General features: G+C 63.2%; 20 protein-coding genes and 1 pseudogene. 17 read left to right on the top strand and 4 right to left on the bottom strand.

Annotation, left to right across the window (positions count from 1 at the left end):
- The first annotated feature begins 6 nt into the window (after window positions 1-6).
- The 5 genes from NIBR502773_RS03135 to NIBR502773_RS03115 all read left to right on the top strand — a co-directional run bounded on the left by NIBR502773_RS03135 (window position 7) and on the right by NIBR502773_RS03115 (window position 4,918).
- Window positions 7-816 (top strand): protein-glutamate O-methyltransferase CheR, encoded by an 810-nt coding sequence (locus NIBR502773_RS03135; protein WP_115489146.1) that lies wholly within the window; start codon window positions 7-9, stop codon window positions 814-816.
- On the top strand, window positions 813-1,343 hold the full coding sequence (cheD, locus tag NIBR502773_RS03130; RefSeq protein ID WP_098479190.1) for a chemoreceptor glutamine deamidase CheD: 531 nt from the start codon (window positions 813-815) through the stop codon (window positions 1,341-1,343). The genes NIBR502773_RS03135 and cheD overlap by 4 nt, the downstream gene beginning before the upstream one ends.
- A complete protein-coding gene (locus NIBR502773_RS03125) occupies window positions 1,306-2,388 on the top strand; it encodes a chemotaxis response regulator protein-glutamate methylesterase (RefSeq protein ID WP_065948072.1) in 1,083 nt (360 codons plus the stop codon). Before cheD ends, NIBR502773_RS03125 begins: the two co-directional genes overlap by 38 nt.
- Before the next feature lie 200 nt (window positions 2,389-2,588).
- Window positions 2,589-3,962 carry an iron-containing redox enzyme family protein gene (locus tag NIBR502773_RS03120; RefSeq protein WP_141155350.1) on the top strand — a complete coding sequence of 458 codons (1,374 nt, stop codon included), beginning with the start codon at window positions 2,589-2,591 and terminating at the stop codon, window positions 3,960-3,962.
- A gap of 11 nt (window positions 3,963-3,973) precedes the next feature.
- Entirely contained in the window at window positions 3,974-4,918 is a 945-nt protein-coding gene (locus NIBR502773_RS03115) for a class I SAM-dependent methyltransferase (protein WP_141155349.1), read from the top strand.
- Window positions 4,919-4,927: 9 nt separating this feature from the next.
- Here the strand turns inward: NIBR502773_RS03115 and NIBR502773_RS03110 are convergent, their stop codons facing one another.
- Complete coding sequence (locus tag NIBR502773_RS03110) at window positions 4,928-5,359, bottom strand: hypothetical protein (protein ID WP_141155348.1); 432 nt, start codon at window positions 5,357-5,359, stop codon at window positions 4,928-4,930.
- A 165-nt stretch (window positions 5,360-5,524) separates the two neighbouring features.
- Between NIBR502773_RS03110 and NIBR502773_RS03105 the strand changes: the two genes are divergently transcribed.
- On the top strand, window positions 5,525-6,538 hold the full coding sequence (locus NIBR502773_RS03105) for an ABC transporter substrate-binding protein (protein ID WP_141155347.1): 1,014 nt from the start codon (window positions 5,525-5,527) through the stop codon (window positions 6,536-6,538).
- 39 nt (window positions 6,539-6,577) lie between these two features.
- Here NIBR502773_RS03105 and NIBR502773_RS03100 read toward each other — a convergent pair whose 3' ends face one another.
- Window positions 6,578-7,474 carry a LysR substrate-binding domain-containing protein gene (locus tag NIBR502773_RS03100; RefSeq protein WP_065948075.1) on the bottom strand — a complete coding sequence of 299 codons (897 nt, stop codon included), beginning with the start codon at window positions 7,472-7,474 and terminating at the stop codon, window positions 6,578-6,580.
- A 172-nt stretch (window positions 7,475-7,646) separates the two neighbouring features.
- Between NIBR502773_RS03100 and NIBR502773_RS03095 the strand changes: the two genes are divergently transcribed.
- The 7 genes from NIBR502773_RS03095 to NIBR502773_RS03065 all read left to right on the top strand — a co-directional run bounded on the left by NIBR502773_RS03095 (window position 7,647) and on the right by NIBR502773_RS03065 (window position 14,146).
- Window positions 7,647-8,594: a branched-chain amino acid ABC transporter permease gene (locus NIBR502773_RS03095; RefSeq protein WP_141155346.1), complete on the top strand. Its 948-nt coding sequence runs from the start codon at window positions 7,647-7,649 to the stop codon at window positions 8,592-8,594.
- Window positions 8,591-9,676: an ABC transporter ATP-binding protein gene (locus NIBR502773_RS03090; protein WP_141155345.1), complete on the top strand. Its 1,086-nt coding sequence runs from the start codon at window positions 8,591-8,593 to the stop codon at window positions 9,674-9,676. Before NIBR502773_RS03095 ends, NIBR502773_RS03090 begins: the two co-directional genes overlap by 4 nt.
- The gene (locus NIBR502773_RS03085) at window positions 9,673-10,446 is read left to right on the top strand and encodes an ABC transporter ATP-binding protein (protein WP_141155344.1); all 774 of its coding nucleotides are present in this window, start codon (window positions 9,673-9,675) and stop codon (window positions 10,444-10,446) included. The genes NIBR502773_RS03090 and NIBR502773_RS03085 overlap by 4 nt, the downstream gene beginning before the upstream one ends.
- Window positions 10,439-11,155: an ABC transporter ATP-binding protein gene (locus tag NIBR502773_RS03080; RefSeq protein ID WP_027607278.1), complete on the top strand. Its 717-nt coding sequence runs from the start codon at window positions 10,439-10,441 to the stop codon at window positions 11,153-11,155. The genes NIBR502773_RS03085 and NIBR502773_RS03080 overlap by 8 nt, the downstream gene beginning before the upstream one ends.
- Before the next feature lie 80 nt (window positions 11,156-11,235).
- Window positions 11,236-12,375, top strand: coding sequence for a branched-chain amino acid ABC transporter substrate-binding protein (locus NIBR502773_RS03075; RefSeq protein ID WP_115488599.1), 1,140 nt, complete (start codon window positions 11,236-11,238; stop codon window positions 12,373-12,375).
- Window positions 12,376-12,435: 60 nt separating this feature from the next.
- On the top strand, window positions 12,436-12,918 hold the full coding sequence (locus NIBR502773_RS03070; RefSeq protein WP_027607276.1) for an L-2-amino-thiazoline-4-carboxylic acid hydrolase: 483 nt from the start codon (window positions 12,436-12,438) through the stop codon (window positions 12,916-12,918).
- Window positions 12,911-14,146 (top strand): Zn-dependent hydrolase, encoded by a 1,236-nt coding sequence (locus NIBR502773_RS03065; protein WP_027607275.1) that lies wholly within the window; start codon window positions 12,911-12,913, stop codon window positions 14,144-14,146. The genes NIBR502773_RS03070 and NIBR502773_RS03065 overlap by 8 nt, the downstream gene beginning before the upstream one ends.
- A 102-nt stretch (window positions 14,147-14,248) precedes the next feature.
- Here the strand turns inward: NIBR502773_RS03065 and NIBR502773_RS03060 are convergent, their stop codons facing one another.
- On the bottom strand, window positions 14,249-15,037 hold the full coding sequence (locus NIBR502773_RS03060) for a helix-turn-helix domain-containing protein (protein WP_065948083.1): 789 nt from the start codon (window positions 15,035-15,037) through the stop codon (window positions 14,249-14,251).
- An 85-nt stretch (window positions 15,038-15,122) separates the two neighbouring features.
- On the opposite strand from NIBR502773_RS03060, the gene NIBR502773_RS03055 reads away from it, so the two are divergent.
- The 4 genes and pseudogenes from NIBR502773_RS03055 to aqpZ all read left to right on the top strand — a co-directional run bounded on the left by NIBR502773_RS03055 (window position 15,123) and on the right by aqpZ (window position 18,700).
- The gene (locus NIBR502773_RS03055; protein WP_027607273.1) at window positions 15,123-16,121 is read left to right on the top strand and encodes a bile acid:sodium symporter family protein; all 999 of its coding nucleotides are present in this window, start codon (window positions 15,123-15,125) and stop codon (window positions 16,119-16,121) included.
- Window positions 16,122-16,206: 85 nt separating this feature from the next.
- Window positions 16,207-16,569 (top strand): hypothetical protein, encoded by a 363-nt coding sequence (locus NIBR502773_RS03050; RefSeq protein ID WP_065948084.1) that lies wholly within the window; start codon window positions 16,207-16,209, stop codon window positions 16,567-16,569.
- A 123-nt stretch (window positions 16,570-16,692) separates the two neighbouring features.
- On the top strand, window positions 16,693-17,877 hold the full coding sequence (locus tag NIBR502773_RS03045) for a sugar transporter (RefSeq protein ID WP_092488744.1): 1,185 nt from the start codon (window positions 16,693-16,695) through the stop codon (window positions 17,875-17,877).
- Window positions 17,878-17,993: 116 nt separating this feature from the next.
- A pseudogene (aqpZ, locus tag NIBR502773_RS03040) lies at window positions 17,994-18,700 on the top strand (aquaporin Z).
- Window positions 18,701-18,708: 8 nt separating this feature from the next.
- On the opposite strand, the gene NIBR502773_RS03035 reads toward aqpZ, so the two are convergent.
- The gene (locus NIBR502773_RS03035; protein ID WP_141155343.1) at window positions 18,709-19,908 is read right to left on the bottom strand and encodes an NAD(P)/FAD-dependent oxidoreductase; all 1,200 of its coding nucleotides are present in this window, start codon (window positions 19,906-19,908) and stop codon (window positions 18,709-18,711) included.
- Window positions 19,909-19,972 lie beyond the last annotated feature (64 nt).

The following is a 19,972-nucleotide window of genomic DNA, read 5'->3' as shown; positions in this document are numbered from 1 at the left end:
CCGACCATGGCAGACACCGTGTCCATCGACGACCATGAATTCGGTCAGTTCCAGACCTGGCTGTACCGCGCGGCCGGCATCAACCTGTCGCCGACCAAGAAAGCCCTGGTGGCCGGGCGCCTGTTCAAGCGCCTCAAGCACTATGAGCTGCACAGCTATGGTGAGTATTTCAAGCTGATCATGAATGACCAGCGCAAGGGCGAACTGCAGGTTGCGCTGGATTTGCTGACCACCAACGAAACCTATTTTTTTCGCGAGCCCAAGCACTTCGACTTCCTGCGTCAGCACGTGCTGCCCCGGGCCGCGCCGGGCAAGGTGTTTCGCGTGTGGAGCGCGGCCAGCTCCTCCGGTGAGGAGCCCTACAGCCTGGCGATGACCCTGGCCGAAAGCCTCGGCAGCACGCCCTGGGAAGTGGTCGGCTCGGACATCAGCTCCCAAGTGCTGGCCAAGGCGCGCACCGGCCATTACTCCATGGAACGCACAGAAACATTGCCCCAACCGCTGCTGGCCAAGTACTGCCTCAAGGGCATTGGTCGCCAGGAGGGCACCTTGCTGATCGACAAGGCCTTGCGTAGCCGCGTCAATTTTGTCCAGGTCAACCTTAACGAAGCGCTGCCGGCCCTGGGTGAGTTCGAGGTGATCTTCCTGCGCAACGTGATGATTTATTTCGACCAGCAGACCAAGAGCCAGGTGGTCGCGCGCCTGTTGCCGCTGCTCAAGCCGGGCGGTTACCTGATCATCAGTCACTCGGAAAGCCTCCACGGTGTCAATGACACCTTGAAGCTGGTGGCGCCGTCGATTTACCGCAAGCCATGAAAAAGCCCGTCGGTACGGCCGAAGTGGTATTGGCGCCTGGCCAGGTCAGCTTTGCGACGCGGCCGACGCGCCTGCGCACCTTGCTCGGCTCTTGCGTGGCGATCACCTTTTGGCACCCGCAACGGCTGATCGGCGGCATGTGTCACTTCATGCTGCCGGGGCGCGTGCGCGACCATCAGCCCCTGGACGGCCGATATGCCGACGAAGCCCTGGAACTGCTGCTGCGCCACGCCGAGATCAATGGCACCCATGCACAGGATTACCAGGTCAAGTTGTTCGGCGGCGGCAAGATGTTTCCCCAGCTGCGCCGCCTGCCGACGCAGGACGTGGCCAGCCTGAATATTCGCGCGGCGCTGGCCCTGGCCGAGCGCTATCACCTGCACCTGACGGCCCAGGACATGGGCAGTACCGGTTACCGCACGATCATGTTCGACCTGTGGAACGGCAACGTCTGGGTCCGGCACCAACCAATGGGAACAATTCAACAAGATGCCTACCAAAAAAATCAGTGTGCTGCTGGTCGATGATTCGGCCGTGGTGCGCCAGGTACTGCTCGCGATTCTCAGCGATACGCCGGATATCCACGTCATGGGCGCCGCCTCCGACCCGATTTTCGCCATGGATAAACTCGCCCGGGAATGGCCGGATGTGATCGTGCTGGACGTGGAAATGCCGCGCATGGACGGCATCACCTTTCTCAAGAAAATCATGAGCGAACGGCCGACGCCGGTGGTGATCTGTTCCTCGCTGACCCAGAAAGGCGCGGAAACCTCCCTGCAGGCGCTGTCGGCGGGCGCGGTGGAAATCATCACCAAGCCCACTACCGGGTTGAAGAATTTCCTGATCGAGTCGGCGGCCGAGCTGGTGGCCGCGATCCGCGCCGCAGCGAACTCCAACGTCAGGAACCTGGGCAAGCGCAGCGCCAGCCCGGCGCCAGCACTGGCCCCGGCCAGCAAGCTCACCGCGGATGCGATCCTGCCTGCCGCCAATGGCCATGCCATGGCACAGACCACCGAGCGTATCGTCGCCATCGGCACGTCCACCGGCGGTACCCAAGCGTTGGAGGCGGTTCTGACGGCACTGCCGAGGGTGTGCCCCGGCATGGTGATCGTGCAGCACATGCCGGAAAAATTCACCGCCTCGTTTGCCGAGCGACTCAACAGCGTATGCGAGATCGAGGTGCGCGAAGCGCGCAACAACGACCGCATTCTGCCGGGTCTGGCTCTGATCGCGCCGGGTGGCAAGCACCTGATGGTGACCCGCAGCGGCGCCTATTATCACGCCCAGGTCATTGATGGGCCCTTGGTCAACCGGCACCGGCCATCCGTGGATGTGCTGTTTCGCTCGGTGGCCAAGTTCGCCGGCAGGAACGCCACCGGCATCATCATGACCGGCATGGGCGACGACGGCGCGCGCGGGCTCAAGGAGATGCTCGAGGCCGGAGCCGCCACGGTGGCCCAGGACGAGGCAAGCTGCGTGGTGTTTGGCATGCCCAAGGAGGCCATCAAGCTGAATGCCGCCCAGCGCATCATGGCGCTGGAGGATATCCATCAGGCGATCTTGTATAAGTGACGTCGCGCGCCGGCTTTTGCGCTGCGCCAGAACCCGCGGCGGAGGCTACCGATGACCACTGATCCGCACCCGCACAACCCCGATTGAATTTTCCCCATGCCCGCAGGCTCTGCACTTTAGACGCGTGTGCTGTTGAGCGCGCTTGCGGGGCCTCCTTGTCGGGAGGCCTGGTTGGATCGGACTTTGCGGAAACTGCCATCATGACGCTTCTCACAGCGCTGTCGGGCCAGCCGGCCTCCATCACCCAACCGGGTCAGTACCAGTGGTTGTACCAACACCTGTATGGCGAAACCCCTGGCGCTGAAGAGGTTGCGCGGGAGTTTCTACGCACGCACTTGGCGCAGGTGCGCGACGCGCCCAGTGAGTTGCCGCAGATGCCTGAACAACTGCCGGCCTGGATCGAACAGCGCTGTGCCGACGTGGCCCAGGCCTATGCCGATTACCTGGAGCAACGCCAGCAAGGCCGGCAACGTCGTTATTTTCAGAACAAGGCCCATGCGCTGTATTTCCTTCAGCGCGTGGCGCCGACCAAACAGGTCGACGGTGCCTGGCTCAACGGGTTGCTGCGCTACTGGCAGGACCCGCGCTTCGACGGCCTGCTCACCACTTACCTGGAAGAGTTGGGTGACGGCGAAGCGGCGCAGAACCATGTGGTGATCTACCGCAAATTACTCAGCGAGCATGATGCCGACAGCGACGCCGGCCTGGACGACGATCATTACTTGCAAGGCGCCCTGCAACTGGCGCTGGGCCTGTGCGCCGACGACTTCCTGCCGGAGATCATCGGTTTCAACCTCGGCTATGAGCAGTTGCCGTTGCACCTGCTGATCACCGCGTATGAGTTGAGCGAACTGGGCATCGACCCGTATTACTTCACGCTTCACGTCACTATCGACAATGCCAGCAGCGGCCACGCCTGCAAGGCGGCGCAGTCGGTGTTGAACCTGTTGCCGCTGGGGGAGGGCAGGGAGGAGTTCTATCGTCGGGTGGCCGAGGGGTATCGCCTGAATGACCTCGGCCCGGGGACCAGCGCCGTTATCCACGACTTCAACCTGAATGACGAAGTGGTCGCCATGCTTGAACGCAAGCGCACGTTCGGCCAGCACATGCATTCGGATTACTGCCGCTTCGAAGGCAAGACCGTCAACCAATGGCTGGCGCGGCCGGGGCAGATCGGCGCCTTTCTGCAGGCCCTGGAAGACAAGGGATGGATCAAGCGCAACCAGGATCCGGCCGAGAGTCGCTTCTGGCAATTGATCGAAGGTGCGGGCGCGGCGATGTTCGGCGTGTTCAGCGGCTATGAGAAACAGCTGCTGCACGACTGGATCGCGGGTGACTGGATCAGCGCTCAACGTGTGGTGCCCGTGCGGCCCGGACGCGGCAGCCGCTTCTCCCGCGAGCAGCATCGCCCGTCCGACCCGGACACCCAGGCGCTGGTGGATTCGCTGTGGAACCTGCCTGATGAGCAGCAGCTCAATGCGCTGATCCCGTGGCTGTCGGCGCGGCGTCACTGCACACCTGCCGGGTTGTATGCCACTCGCCGCTTCATCCAACTGCGTGCGCGCCTGCGCTAAGGAAATCACCCATGTCTGCACAACAACTCGCCGACCGCGCCCTGCTGAACCTGGGCCGGGGGTTGAAGGAAAATGGCTACCGCTTCATCACGCCAACGCCCTTGACCCATGAACGGTTTTTCCAGCGCCAGGGGGCGCCGCTGGCGAAGGACCTGCGGGATGTCTTCGGTTGGTCGCTGCCGTTTGACCGCGAGCTGTTGCCCGAGGCGTTTCGTGAGGAGCTGCAGCAGGCCGATGTGGTCGAAAAACACGAGGCGCTGTGGCGCAGTGCGGTGCGTTGGTCGAGCCTGGGCGATTTGCTGTTTGCCCACTCGGCGTACCCCACCACGCAAGCGGACGCGGTGTTTTTCGGGCCTGACAGCTATCGGTTTGCCCAACTGATCGAAGCCCATATGCAACAGCGCTTCGAGCCGATCAAGCGCGCCGTGGACATCGGCTGCGGCGCCGGTGTCGGCGCATTGGTGGTCGCCCGGACGCGGCCTGACGCCGAGGTGCTGGCGGTGGACATCAACCCGCGCGCCCTGCGCCTCACGGCGGTAAATGCCGAATTGGCCGGGCTGGCGAACGTCACGGCGTACCACAGCGATGTGCTGGGCGGCGTCGAAGGAACATTCGACCTGATCGTCGCCAACCCGCCCTACATGAATGACGACCGCCAGCGGGCCTACCGGCATGGCGGCGGGGCACTGGGCGAGCAACTGTCGGTGCGCATCGCCGGCGAGGCCGTTGGGCGCCTGGCCCTGGGCGGCAGCCTGGTGCTCTACACCGGCGTGGCGATTGTCGCCGGGGAAGACCCGTTCCTGGCCGCCGTCAAGCCGTTGCTGGGCAGCGATGCCTTTGGGTGGACCTACCGCGAACTTGACCCCGATGTGTTCGGCGAAGAGCTGGAAAAGCCCGGCTATGAGCGTGTGGAGCGGATCGCCGTGGTGGCGCTCACTGTCACCCGTTTGCGCTGACGATTAGGTTCAGGCCGCAGCTTGTGGCTGCAGGTGCAACTCGCCGTCCACCTCCTTGACCAACCCACTGGCGAGGAACAGCGGCGCCAGGCGCTTGTGCAGCTGCGGCTCGACAAATTCCTTCACCGTCTGCAGCGCCAGCGCGCCACTCGAAGGCAGCTCAGCCTTGGTGAAGGACAACCAGGCCTTTTTCAGCGCCATCAACACATCACTGCCCGCCGTGGAGGCAAAGCGGCGCTGGGTCGGTTTGCCGTCGAAGCTGAAGGTGTGCTGGAACGCGTAACCGGTTTCGTCACCGCCGCTGGCGGTGCAACGAATGCAGGTGCACGGACCGTCGCCGAAAGCGCTGCGCAGGTAGCTGTTGAAGTCCACCACGGGTTTGAGTGACAGGCGCTTATCCACCTCGAACAGGTCCCCGGTCATTTTTTCGTCAGTGTTCAACGTGCAGTTCCTCACAGTGTGCGGCAGTTTTTTCAAAGCGCGGCACGATACCAGCCGCGCGCCGTTTTAGGGGTATTTGCATAACAATAGACCCAGATATTCTTTTGCTGTCTAAAAAACCGCGGCTACGCTCCATCACCTTCTCGAAAACGCGGCAGATTCCCCATGACGTTCAAACGTTCCTCCCTGACCCTCCTGGCCGCGTCCCTCGCCGCCGCCAGCGCCTTGCTCAGCCCCGGTGCCCAGGCCGAAGGCAAGATCAGCATCGCCCAGCAATTCGGCATCGGCTACCTGATCCTCGATGTGGTGCGCGACCAGCACCTGATCGAAAAACACGGCAAGGCCCAGGGCCTGGACATCGAGGTGGAATGGAACAGCATTTCCGGCGCCACCGCCATGAACGAGTCGCTGCTGGCCGGCGCCCTGGATGTGGTGTCCGCCGGTGTGCCGCCGATGCTAACCCTGTGGGACCGTACCAAGGGCAAACAGAACGTCAAGGCCATCGCCTCCTTGGGCTCGATGCCCAACTACCTGCTGACCAACAACCCCAACGTGAAGACCCTCAAGGACTTCAGCGAGAAGGACCGCATCGCCGTGCCTGCCGCCGGGGTGGGTTTCCAGTCGCGCACCTTGCAGATTGAAACCGCCAGGCAGTTCGGCGATGCCCACTACAAGAAGTTCGATGACATCTCCATCAGCCTGGCCCACCCCGACGCCACCGCCGCGTTGATTGCCGGTGGTTCGGAGATCAACGCGCACTTCTCCAGCCCGCCGTTCCAGTACCAGGAACTGTTGAACCCCAACGTGCACAAGGTGCTCAGTTCCTACGACATCCTCGGCGGTCCGGCGACGTTCAACGTGCTGTACACCACGCAGAAATTCCACGACGAAAACCCCAAGACCTACCAGGCGTTCTACGCCGCGCTGGCCGAAGCCGAGCAGATCATCAAGGCCGACAAGCCGGCAGCGGCCAAGGCGTATATCCGTGTAGAACAGTCCAAGCTGCCGTTGGACCTGGTGGAAAAAATCGTCCAGGACCCGGAAATCGACTTCACCATCGTGCCGCAGCGTACCTTCATCTACGCCGAGAAACTGCAGGAACTGGGCGTACTGAAAAACAAGGCGGCGAGCTGGAAGGACTACTTCTTTGAAGAGGCCCATGGCGGTAACGGCAGCTGACCTGTAAACCGCCCCTCCACATTTGGATCTCCACAATGCCTATACCGCATTCAAGCTGCGCTTGATCCAGTCATACAAGTCATTCCCCTCGCTCGACAACTCACTGTTGGCTCGCCGGCACAGGTAGTACTGGCGGCCATCATTGACCTCCAGATCAAACAGCTTCACCAGCTCGCCACTGGCCACATGGGGCGCTACCAGCGGCGCGCGCAGCAACGCGCAGCCCAGGCCGGTGAGGGTGGCGGTGAGTGCCAGTTGGCCGTCTTCCAGCAGCAAGCCATTCAGCGCCGTGGTATCGACCTCGGCGGCCTCGAACCATTGGCCCCAGGTGCCGCGTTCTTCATCATGCAGCAACGGCAGTTCGCTCAAGGCCTGGGGCGTGTCGATGGGGCCGTGTTGGGCGAGAAAGCTGCGGCTGCAATAGGGGGTCACCGCGCCGGAGATCAGGGGTTCGCTGTGATAGCCCGGCCAGTGCCCGGTGCCGAAGCGAATCGACAGGTCGGCGGCATCGCTGGGGTAGCTGCGGTGGTTGGCGTAGGTCACGTTGATGTCCAGCGCCGGGTGGTCTTTGAGGAAGTTCTCCAGGCGCGGGATAAACAGGTTGATGCCAAACAGCGGGATCAGGCTGATGGTCACCTGGCGGGTGGCGCTTTTCTCGCGCACATGTTCGGTGGCGCTGCGCAGCACGGCAAAGGCCGAGCGGATGGCACGGTAATACTCGCGCCCTTCATCGGTGAGCACCAGGTTGCGGCCCTGGCGCAGGGTCAGTGGCTGCTGCAGGAAGTCTTCCAGCAGGTGCAGTTGATGGCTGATGGCAGAGGCGGAAACGTCCAGCTCGCGCGCGGCGGCATTCACCCCGCCATGGCGCGCAAACGCTTCGAACGTCCGCACGGCACGCAGGGGAGGGTCATTGGCTAACTGTTCTGATTTATTCATGTATTGAATTAAATACCAAGTTTTAGCCCAAATAAAGAGCCATAAGTGCCGTATTTGCGGCACAAATACCCTGTAATTGCTTTGGCATAACCCTATAACTTTCTGATATTTGATAAAAACAGAATAGATGCTTAGTGTGCCGCCCTTGTACGCACTGAGGTCGACGGTCTTCATGGATGGTTTTATCCAACAACTGCTCAACGGCTTGATGACGGGCAGTCTCTACGCGCTGGTGGCCCTGGGGTACACCATGGTCTACGGCATCCTGCGCATCATCAACTTCGCCCACGGCGATGTGCTGATGATCGGTGCGCTCGTGGGCTTGTCGATGATTCGCCTGTTGCAGGCGACCTGGCCGGCGTTGCCACCGCTGCTGGTGTTGCTGACGGCCACCTTGGTCGCCATGGCATTTTGTGCGGTGCTGGCGGTGGTGATCGAGCGCGTCGCTTATCGCCGGCTGCGTCACGCGCCGCGCCTGGCGCCGTTGATCAGCGGCATCGGGGTGTCGCTGCTTTTGCAAACCATCGCAATGCTGTTCTGGACCCGTAACCCGCAAATGTTCCCGCAACTGCTGCCGCTGGAACCCATCGAAGTACTGCCCGGCGTCTCCGCGCACCCCGCTGTCACCAACGCCACGGCCCTCACCACCATCGCCATTGCGCTGTCAGTGATGGTCGCGCTGCTGGTGCTGGTCGAGCGCACGCGCTTTGGCCGGGCCATGCGTGCCGTGGCGGAAAACCCCCAGGTCGCGAGCCTGATGGGCATCAACCCGAATCGGGTCATCGTGCTCACCTTCGCCATCGGCGGCGCCCTGGCGGCATTGGCCGGGGTAATGATGGCCAGCAATTACGGCAGCGCGCATTTCTACATGGGCTTTCTGCCGGGGATCAAAGCCTTCACCGCCGCGGTGCTGGGCGGTATCGGCAACCTCAAGGGCGCCATGCTCGGCGGCCTGTTGCTGGGGCTTATCGAAGCCCTGGGCACCGGCTACCTGGGCGCCGCCACCAACGGGGTGTTCGGCAGCAATTATCAGGATGTGTTTGCCTTTATCGTGCTGATCGCGGTGCTGGTGTTCCGTCCTTCCGGGCTGTTGGGCGAACGTCTGGCGACCCGCGCATGATCAACCCACTCACTGCCAATCAACGCGCCAGCCTGGGCCTGCTGCTGTTTGCCGTGGCCCTGGTGCTGGCACCGTGGATCGTCGGCCACGCCGGTGGCAACACCTGGGTGCGGACCCTGGATTTTGCCCTGCTGTACATCATGCTCGCCCTTGGCCTGAACATCGTGGTCGGTTATGCGGGGCTGTTGGACATGGGTTTCATCGCGTTCTACGCGGTGGGCGCCTACCTGGCCGCGTTGCTGTCGTCGCCCCATTTGCTGCAACAGTTTCCAGCCCTGGCGGCGTTGCTGCCGGCGGGCATGCACACCTCGATCTGGTTGATCCTGCCCCTGGGCGCCTTGCTCGCGGCGGGGTGCGGCGTGGTGTTGGGTGCGCCGACCTTGCGCCTGCGCGGCGACTACCTGGCCATCGTCACCCTGGGCTTTGGCGAGATCATCCGTATCCTGCTGCGCAACCTCGACCGTCCGGTGAATATCACCAATGGCCCCAAAGGCATCGCCCAGGTCGATCCGGTGAACCTGCTCGGCGTGAACCTGGGCCGTACCCAGGAACTGTTCGGCCTGCGCCTGCCGTCGGTGTACCTCTATTACTACCTGTTCGCCGCGCTGGTGGTGCTGATTCTGTTTGCCTGCATTCGCCTGGAGCGCTCGCGCATCGGCCGTGCCTGGGTGGCGATCCGCGAGGACGAAGAAGCGGCCCAGGCCATGGGCGTGAACACCGTGCGCCTCAAGTTGCTGGCGTTTGCGATTGGCGCCGCGTTCGGCGGGGTGAGCGGCGCGCTGTTCGCCTCGTTCCAGGGTTTTGTCTCGCCGGAATCGTTCACCCTCAACGAGTCCATTGCGGTGCTGGCGATGGTGGTGCTCGGCGGCATGGGCCATATCCCGGGGGTGATCCTCGGCTGCGTACTGCTGGCGGCGTTGCCTGAAGCGTTGCGCGCGAGCATGGGCCCGTTGCAGCAGGCGTTGTTCGGCCAAGTGCTGGTGGACCCGGAAATCATCCGCCAACTGTTCTACGGCCTCGCGTTGATCCTGGCGATGCTCTATCGACCCGCCGGGCTGTGGCCCAAAGGAGTGGCACGATGAACGCACCTCTGTTGCAGATTGACCGGGTCAACAAACACTTCGGGGGCGTGGCGGCGTTGACCGATGTGAGCCTGAGTATCCAGGCCGGCGAAATCTACGGGCTGATCGGCCCCAACGGCGCGGGCAAGACCACCTTCTTCAATGTCATGACCGGCCTCTATACCCCGGATTCCGGGCGCTTCCAGCTCGATGGCCGGGAGTACCAGCCGACCAGCGTGCATCAGGTGGCCGAAGCCGGCATTGCCCGCACGTTTCAGAATATCCGCTTGTTCAATGCCATGAGCGCCCTGGAAAACGTCATGGTCGGCCGCCACGTGCGCACCCGCAATGGCCTGTGGGCCGCCTTGAGCCGGCATCGTCGGGCTCGCGACGAGGAGGCTCAAACCCGTGCCCATGCTCATCGCCTGCTGGCGTATGTAGGGCTGGCGGGGTTCGCCCATTATCGCGCCGACAGCTTGAGCTACGGCCATCAGCGTCGCCTGGAAATCGCCCGCGCATTGGCCACCGAACCGCGCCTGCTGGCCCTGGATGAGCCGGCGGCGGGTATGAATGCCAGTGAAAAAGTGCAGTTGCGCGGCCTGCTGGAAAAGATCCGCGACGACGGCCATACCCTGCTGTTGATCGAGCACGACGTGAAGCTGGTGATGGGCGTATGCGACCGCATCAGCGTGCTCGATTACGGCCAAGTCATCGCCGTAGGGGCACCCGTCGAAGTGCGCCAGCACCCGGCAGTGATCCAGGCCTACCTGGGAGCCAGTGCCCATGTCTGAAGCCTTGTTGAACGTCGAGGGTTTGCAGGTGCGCTACGGCGCCATCGAGGCGGTCAAATCCCTGGATTTGCACATTGCCGAGGGTGAGCGCGTCACGCTGATCGGTGCCAACGGTGCGGGCAAGACCTCCAGCCTCAAGGCTCTGACGGGTCTGCTGCCGGCCAGTCAGGGTGCAATCCGCTTTGCCGGGCGCTCGATCCTCGGCCAGGCGCCGGACCAGTTGCTGCGCCAGGGCATCGCCATGGTCCCGGAAGGGCGCGGGATTTTTGCGCGCATGAGCGTGCTGGAGAACCTTCAGTCCGGTGCGTTTTTGCGCCGTGACAACGAGCAGGTGCAGCGCGAAATGCGCCAGCTGTTCGAACACTTTCCGCGCCTGGAAGAGCGCCTGCAGCAGTCCGCCGGCCTGCTCTCGGGCGGTGAGCAACAGATGCTCGCCCTGGCCCGTGCGCTGCTGTCACGCCCGCGTTTGCTGATCCTCGATGAGCCGTCCATGGGCCTGGCGCCGATCATGGTGGAAAAAATCTTCCAGGTGATCGACGACGTGTGTCGCCAGGGCATGACCCTGCTGTTGGTGGAACAGAACGCACGGCTGGCCCTGCAAGTGACCGACCGCGCCTATGTGATGGACACCGGCCGCATCAGCCTCAGCGGGCCCTCCGCAGATTTGCTTGAACACCCCGAGGTGCGCAGCGCCTACCTCGGTGAATAACGGCTCGATGAAAAAACACCCATGACGCTACCGGACGCCCGGCGTGTTCCGACCCGCCCGAAAAGAAACAGGAACGACTGATGAAGACTTTCAACAAAACCGCACTGATTGGCCTGGCCCTGAGCAGCCTGGCGAGCGCCATGGCCCAGGCCGACCAGACCGTGCTGATCGGCCTGGCCGGTCCCTTGACCGGGCCCTCGGCCCGGATTGGTAAAGACCTGGAAAATGGCGCGCAACTGGCCATCGACCAGGCTAACGCCAAGCACCCGACAATCAATGGTGAGGCGGTGACCTTCAAGCTGGTGTCCGAAGACGACCAGTCCGACCCTCGCACCGCCGTGACCGTTGCCCAACGCCTGGTGGATGAGGGCGTGGTCGGCGTGGTCGGCCACTGGAACACCGGCACCAGCATCCCGGCGGCGCGGGTCTACCACGATGCCGGCATCGCCCAGGTTGCGCCGGTCGCTACCGGGCATGCCTACACCCAGCAGGGCTTCGACACCAGCTTTCGCATCATGGGCCACGACGACGATGGCGGCCAGGTGGCCGGCCGCTATGCGTTGAACACCTTGAAAGCCCAGCGTATTGCCGTGATCGACGACCGCACCGCATTCGGCCAGGGGCTGGCGGACCAGTTCGTCAAATCCATCGAGGCCGGTGGTGCCAAGGTGGTTGCCCGCGAATACGTGGACGACAAGACCATCGACTTCAGTGCCGTGCTGACCAATATCCGTAGCCAGAACCCTGACCTGATCTTCTTCGGCGGCGTCGACGCCCAGGCTGCACCGCTGGCCCGGCGTATCAAGCAGTTGGGGATCAAGGCACCGCTGATGGGCGCCGGTGGGTTTGTCAGCCAGACTTTCCTGCAGCTGGCGCAGAACGAAGGCGAGGGCGTGATTGCCTTGGAGCCGGGCCTGGCGATTGCGCAGATGCCGGGTGGCAAGGCGTTCGAACAGGCCTATAAAGAACGCTACAAAACCGCGATCGAACTGCATGCACCGTTTGCCTATGACGGCGTTGGTGTGTTGGTGGCGGCCATCGAGAAGGCCGGATCCACCGACCCACAGAAGTACCTGCCGGTGCTGCGCGCCATCAGCTATCCGGGCGTGACTGGCACGATTGCGTTCGATGCCGAGGGCAACTTGAAGCAACCGTCGTTCACCGTTTACCAGGTCAAGGCCAATCAATGGCTGCCGGTGAGTGTGGCGGGCGGCCAATAAACCCACCCCCTCTGCAGGTGCGAGCTGGCTCGCTCCTGCAAGGGTCAATGGAGAGATGCAATGAGCAAACTGGAAGGTGAACTGGGCATCCTTGCCCGGCGCCGGATCGAGGCGGAAATCATCAAGCCCATCTACGAGATCCTCAAGCGCGAGCAGGGCAAAGACTTTGCCGCCGCCGTGATCGGCGAAGCCGTGGGCAATGCGGCGATCCAGGCCGGCAAGCATTTTGCCGCACTGGAAGAGCAGGGCGCCGACCTCAAGAGCTTTGTGGAGTTGCAAGTGCTGTGGGAGAAGGATGACGCGCTCAAGGTCGAGATCATCGCCAGCGATGCCGAGCACTATGACTACGACGTCAAGCGCTGCCGCTACGCCGAGATGTACCACGAGATGGGCCTGGGCGAGATCGGCCACTTGCTGTCGTGCAACCGCGACGAGCTGTTTATCGTCGGCTACAACCCGAACATCGAACTGACCCGCACCCAGACCATCATGGGCGGCGCGCACCACTGCGACTTCCGTTATCGGGCCAAACCCCATGAGTAACCTGGCGCGGGTCAACGGCGAACGCCTGTGGGCTTCGTTGATGGAGATGGCGCAGATCGGTGCCACCGAAAAGGGCGGCGTGTCGCGCCTGGCATTGACCGACGAGGACCGGCGTGGCCGCGACCTGTTCGTGCACTGGTGCACTGCGGCCGGTTGCACGGTACGGGTGGACGCCATGGGCAATATCTTTGCGCGTCGCGCCGGGCGCCATGACCACCTGGCGCCGGTGATGACCGGCTCCCACGGCGATTCCCAACCCTTCGGCGGCAAGTACGACGGCATCTATGGCGTACTCGCCGGAGTGGAAGTGCTGCGCACCCTGAACGATCTGGGGATTGAAACCGACCGGCCCATCGAAGTGGTCAACTGGACCAACGAAGAGGGCTCGCGCTTTGCCCCGGCGATGATTTCCTCCGGCGTCTACGCTGGCGTGTTTGACCTGGAATACGGGTTGTCCCGTGTGGACAAGGCCGGCGTGACCATCGGCCAGGCCTTGCAGCAGATCGGCTATGCCGGCCCCCACCCGGTGGGTGGCCAGGCGGTGCATGCCGCCTTTGAACTGCATATCGAACAAGGCCCGATCCTCGAAGCCCAGGGCATCACCATTGGCGTGGTCACCGGTGCCCAGGGCCAGCGTTGGTACGAAGTCGAATTGAGCGGGCGCAGCGCCCATGCCGGCACCACCCCGATGGACCATCGCCTGGATGCGCTGCTCGGTTTTGCCCGTGTGGTCGAGGCCGTGAATGGGCTGGGCCTGGAGCAGGGCGCGGAAGGACGGGCCACGGTGGGCATGGCGAATATCTTTCCCAACTCGCGCAACGTGGTGCCGGGACGGGTGTTTTTCAGCGTGGAATTCCGGCACCCGGACGAGGCCGTGCTGGCACGCCAGGACCAGCAATTGCGCGACGCCGTGGCGCACATCGCCGAAGGCATCGGCTTGCAGCACAGCGTTAAGCAGATCTTCCAGTACGCACCGATTGCCTTCGACAGCGATTGTGTAGAGGTGGTACGCGCGTCCGCCGAGGCGTTGGGCTACAGCCATCGGCCGATGATCTCCGGCGCCGGGCACGACGCCTGCTACCTGAACCAGGTGGCGCCGACCGCGATGATCTTCGTACCGTGCGTGGACGGGCTGAGCCATAACGAAGCGGAGGAGATCTCCCCCGAGTGGTCGACGGCAGGGGCGGATGTGTTGCTCCAGGCCATCCTGGCCAAGGCTGGGATCTGAAGGTACATACAAGTCTAATGTGGGGGGAGCAAACTCCCTCTAGACGCGCTACGTCGAAGAGGTAGGGGGCCTCCCCACAGTGATTCTTCATCGTCGGTGAGGTCAGCGGAAGAACTCACCGGGCGTGGCATCGAACTGCTGTCGAAACGCGTTGATGAACGCAGACGTGGACTCATAGCCACAGTTCAACGCCACATCGGTGACCCGCTCGCCTTGCTCCAGGGCGGGCAGGGCGCTCAATAACCTTAAACGCTGGCGCCAGGCTCGAAATGTCAGGCCGGTGTCCTTCAAAAACAGGCGGCTCAGCGTCTTTTCGCTGACCCCCAGTTTCTCGCTCCAGTGTCCCAGGGTAGTTTGCTGTTCCGGGCGCAGGCTCAAGCTGCGGTAGATCTGTCGCAACCTTGGGTCATGGGGCAATGGCAGCATCAAGTCGACCTTGGGCGCTGCGGCGAGTTGGTCGAGCACTACCTGGACCAGGCGCCCATCCGGCCCGTCCTCGGCATATTCCACCGGCAACTCGCTGAAGCTGCGGATCAACTCGCGCAGCAGGCTGCTCACCTCCAGCACCTGGCAGCGTTCGGCGGCCCAACTGGTGACGCTGCAATCGAGGTACAGGCTGCGCATCTCGGTGTGGGGCGAGCTGTACACCCGATGCGGCATGCCCGCCGGGATCCACACCGCCCGCTGGGGCGGTGCGACGAAGCGGCCGGCGCTGGTCTGGATCTCCAGCACCCCGGAAATGGCGTAGGACAATTGCACCCACGGGTGGCTGTGCCGGCGGGTCAGGGCGCGGTTGGGCAGCGATTCGGTGCGCCCATACACCGGCCGTGGCAGGCTGGAAAGCCCAGGCACACTGCGGCGTACGGTATTGGCATGTCCTTTAGGCGGCATTTACTGGCTCATTGGCGTTAGTCGGTAACAAAGCGTTACGTTAGAGTTGCCATGACGCTCTTGGCAACCCCCGGAAGATTCGCTTATGACTCGCCCCCGTTTTCTGCCCGACAACTTCACCCTGACCTTGATCGCTACGGTGATCCTCGCCTCCCTGCTGCCCGCGAGCGGCCAGACCGCCGTGGCCTTCGGCTGGGTCACCAACCTGGCCATCGCGCTGCTGTTTTTCCTGCACGGCGCCAAGCTGTCGCGCCAGGCCATCGTCGCCGGTGCGGGCCACTGGCGTCTGCACCTGCTGGTGTTCAGCCTGACTTTTGTACTGTTCCCGCTGCTGGGCCTTGCGCTCAAGCCGGTGTTGTCGCCGCTGATCGGCAAGGACCTGTACATGGGCATGCTCTACCTCTGCGCCTTGCCGGCCACGGTGCAGTCGGCGATTGCCTTTACTTCGCTGGCGCGGGGCAATATCCCGGCGGCGATCTGCAGCGCGGCGGCCTCCAGCCTGTTCGGCATCTTCCTCACGCCATTGCTGGTGACGTTGTTGCTCAATGTGCATGGCGAAGGCAGCTCCACCGTCGATGCGATCCTGAAAATCAGCGTGCAACTGCTGCTGCCGTTTATCGCCGGGCAGATCGCCCGCCGCTGGATCGGCGCATGGGTGGGGCGCAATAAAGCCTGGCTGAAGTTCGTCGACCAGGGTTCGATCCTGCTGGTGGTGTACGGCGCGTTCAGCGAAGCGGTCAACGAAGGCATCTGGCACCAGATCCCGCTGTGGGAACTGGGCGGCCTGGTGGTGGCCTGCTGCGTGTTGCTGGCCTTGGTGCTGGTGGCGTCCACCCTGTTGGGCAAGGCCTTTGGCTTTAATCAGGAAGATCGCATCACCATCCTGTTCTGCGGCTCGAAGAAAAGCCTGGCCACAGGCGTGCCGATGGCCCAGGTGCTGTTCGCCGGGGCGAGCATGGGCGTGCTGATTTTGCCGTTGATGCTGTTTCACCAGATCCAGTTGATGGTCTGTGCGGCGTTGGCGCAGCGTTATGCCAAGCGGCCGGAGAGCATTCCGGAGTTGATGGCGCAGGTGGATCCTTAACCGTTTGTTGCGCTAGGACGAATAACCTCAAGTTAGTGCCTTTGCTGACGACTTACTTCCTAATAGCCCAGGAAGGAGTATCAGCATGCGTATCAACGGTTTTTCGGCAGCTACCTGTCTCCTTTGCCTTTGGGCAAGCACCTGCGGCGCGGCGCAGCCGGCGGGTCAAGGCACCATCAGGTTCACGGGCAGCATTGTCGAACCCTTGTGTGCGACAAATGCGCACAGCGGTGCCCGGATGGACGTGACAGGTTGCCCGAGCGCCAGCCGTGGCAATCGGTTTGATGTCCGCAGTATGGCGCCGGTCGCCAGCGTCAACGGGGCCAGTCTGCGGCTGGTGGCGGACAGCGGCAGCGGGCGTTATTACGACCAGACGTACCTGTTGGTGGACAGCCTCGGACAGCCGATCCAATCAGGGAACTACGTGGTCACCATGACGGCACCGTGACAAAACTGAGGGTATTTTGAGGGGGATGAGCGTCAACAGACGGCCGATAAACCTATAGAATGCCAGGCGGCGGCGCTTGTCCTGGGTGGCCGCTTGATCATCGCCAGAGTACCTCGCCCTTCAATGAGCATTTCAGCCGCAACCCCCCAAGCCAACTGGCAACCGGTCATCGCCCTGGCGCTGGCCGCGTTTGTGTTCAATACCACTGAATTCGTCCCAGTCGGGCTGCTCAGCGCCATTGGCGCCAGCTTCGACATGCCCGTGTCCAGCGTCGGCCTGATGCTCACCATCTATGCCTGGATCGTGTCCCTGACCTCGCTGCCGGTGATGCTGCTGACCCGCAACGTCGAGCGACGCAAGCTGCTGATCGTGCTGTTCTGCCTGTTTATCGCCAGCCATATCCTTTCCAGCGTGGCCACCAGTTTCGGCCTGTTGATGGTCAGTCGCGTCGGCATTGCCTTGTCCCATGCGCTGTTCTGGTCGATCACCGCGTCCCTGGCGGTACGCCTGGCGCCGGAAGGCAAGCAGGTGCAAGCCCTCGGCCTGCTCGCCACCGGTACGTCCCTGGCGATGGTGCTGGGTATTCCCCTGGGGCGTCTGCTCGGCGAAGCCATGGGTTGGCGCACCACGTTCCTGGTGATCGGCGCGTTCGCCGCCGCCCTGGTGTTCTGGCTGGCGCGCACCTTGCCGTTGCTGCCGAGCCAGAACTCCGGCTCCCTGCGCAGCCTGCCACTGCTGTTCAAGCGTCCGGCGCTGGTGGCGTTGTATGTGCTCACCGCCATGACCGTGACCGCGCAATTCACCGCCTACAGCTACATCGAACCTTTCGTCGAAGGCGTGGCCGGCATGAGCGGCAGCGCGGTGACCCTGATCCTGCTGGTGTTCGGCGGCGCGGGCATCATCGGCTCGCTGCTGTTCAGCCTGGTGCACCGCTTCAACCCCCACCTGTTCGTGGTAGGCGCGGTGTTTATCCTGGCCGCGTGCCTGGCGCTGATGCTGCCCTTGAGCGGTGCCGAGTCGTACCTGGTGATCCTCAGCGTGTTCTGGGGCATGGCGATCATGGGCTTCGGCCTCGCCATGCAATCCAAGGTGCTGGTGCTGGCCCCGGACGCCACCGACGTGGCCATGGCGATGTTCTCCGGTATCTACAACATCGGCATTGGCGGCGGCGCCCTGATGGGCAGCTGGGTCGGCAGCCACTTCGGCTTCGCCTGGGTCGGCGTGGCGGGCGGGTTGCTGGCGGCGCTGGCGTTGATCGGGTATTGCCTGGCGATTCGCAAGTTTGGGACCGGAGTTGTGCAGGACTGACGTGCGAAGCGCCGCAGATTAAATAGAACCAGACAAGTCTTACAGGGCCCCTCAATGCCCATTGCTACCGTCGCCCAGGACCGCCCACAGCCTGTGGTGACGGCGCTTGAACAGCAATGGAGTCGACTGTGCAAAAACGTTTGACCGCAGAGTTTCTGGGTACCTTCTGGCTGACCTTCGGGGATGTGGCAGTGCCATTCTAGCGGCCGCATTTCCTGGGTTGGGCATCGGTTTCGCAGGGGTTTCCCTGGCATTCGGGCTCACCGTGCTGACCATGGCCTATGCCGTGGGTGGCATCTCCGGGGGGCATTTCAATCCGGCCGTCACCATCGGCCTGTGGGTGGGGCGCCGCCTGTGCGGTGGTGATGTGCTGCCCTACATCGCGGCGCAGGTCATTGGCGCGCTGGCTGCGGCTGCGGCGCTGTACGTGATTGCCAACGGCCAGCCCGGTTTCGACATGGGTGGCTTTGCCGCCAACGGCTACGGCGCACTGAGTCCGGGCCTGTTCGATATGAAGGCGGCGTTGCTGGCCGAAGTCATCGCCACGTTCTTCTTTGTGCTGATCATCATGCGCGTCACCGCACCAGGCGCGGCCGCCGGCTTTGCGCCGATTGCCATCGGCCTGGCACTGACCCTGATTCACCTGATCCTGATCCCGGTGACCAACACCTCGGTCAACCCTGCGCGCAGTACCGGGCCGGCGTTGTTTGCCGGCGGTGAGTACATTGCGCAGCTGTGGTTGTTCTGGCTGGCGCCGATAGTGGGCGGGGTGCTGGGGGCCTGTGTGGCGCGTGGCCTGACGGTGAATGCGCCACAGGGCTGACGTCGGGATCAGGCCACCGGAATCAGCGGGTCAGCCGCCGCCAGGGCGGTGGCCCGTTCGGCGGCTGGCGGGTAGATCCACACCGTGTTGATCTGCTGCTTGAGCTCCTTGGCTTCCCGGCCCACCAGCTTGAGTTGACGATCCCAGCCCTCGGTGTACACCGCGCCCCAGGCCCCGAGGTCGAGGCAGGTGACGTATTTGGGCTGGCTGTAGGTCATCGGGGCCACGCCGATCAGGTCGGCGGCGACGTTGTTGCCGGCGTAGCGGCCCAGGGCGATGGCGTGCTGGCAGGACATGCCGGCGAAGTGACCGAGGTCGTCGGTGGCGGCGTAGGCCACATCACCGGCGGCAAAGACATCGGCCTGGCCCTTCACCTTGAGGTTGCCGTCCACATGCAGGCGGCCCTGGGGGTCATGGCTGCCGCTGAACTGTTCGGTCAGCGGGTTGGCGCGAAAGCCGATGGTCCAGATCACGGTGCTGGACTCGATGCGCTGCCCATCGGCCAGGGTCACGCCGCCGGCATCCACCGCGGCCACGGAGGTGTTCAATCGCCATTCGAGGCCCAGGTGTTGGCTGGCTTCGACGATGGACGGGCGAATGCCATCGCCCATGGATGCCCCGATCTGCGGGCCACGGTCCACCACGATCACACGGATAGTGGCGTCGTCACCCAGTGCTGCGCGCAGGCGTGCCGGCATTTCGGTGGCGGTCTCGATCCCGGTAAACCCGCCGCCGGCCACCACCACGGTGTTGCGTGCCGGGCTGTCGGGCAGGTTTTTCAAACCCTTGATATGGGCTTCGAGGCGCGTGGCGTCTTCGATCTGGTCCACATCGAACACGTGCTGGAGGCCTTCCATCTGCGGGCGATTGAGACGACTGCCGGCGGCCAGCACCAGGCGGTCGTACTTGAGGGTGGTGGGGATGCCTGCTGCGTTGCGGTAGGTCACCTGCTTGCCGTGTTCATCGATGCGGTCGGCGGCGCCCTCGATGAAGTCCACGCCGACTGCCGCAAACAAGGGGCCCAGCGGTGCCTGCATGGCATGCACGTCGGCCTCGTAGAAACGTGGGCGAATACGTAGCGCCGGCTGTGGGGCCAGGACGCTGATCTGCACGTCATGGCGATCATGTTTATCCAGCAGGCGCGCGGCGCTCAAGGCGCTCCAGACACCGCCGAACCCGGCGCCGATGATAAGGATGTGCTGCTTCATGGGGATGCTCCAGGGACCAGGTCGATACGATTGCTCAAGGCGCAATGCGTTACCGGCCTACTCT

The organism is Pseudomonas sp. NIBRBAC000502773 (assembly GCF_006517195.1).
Classification (GTDB): Bacteria; Pseudomonadota; Gammaproteobacteria; order Pseudomonadales; family Pseudomonadaceae; genus Aquipseudomonas; species Aquipseudomonas marginalis.
Note: the sequence above shows the minus strand (reverse complement) of the source record. Positions and strands in the feature narration are given on the sequence as shown.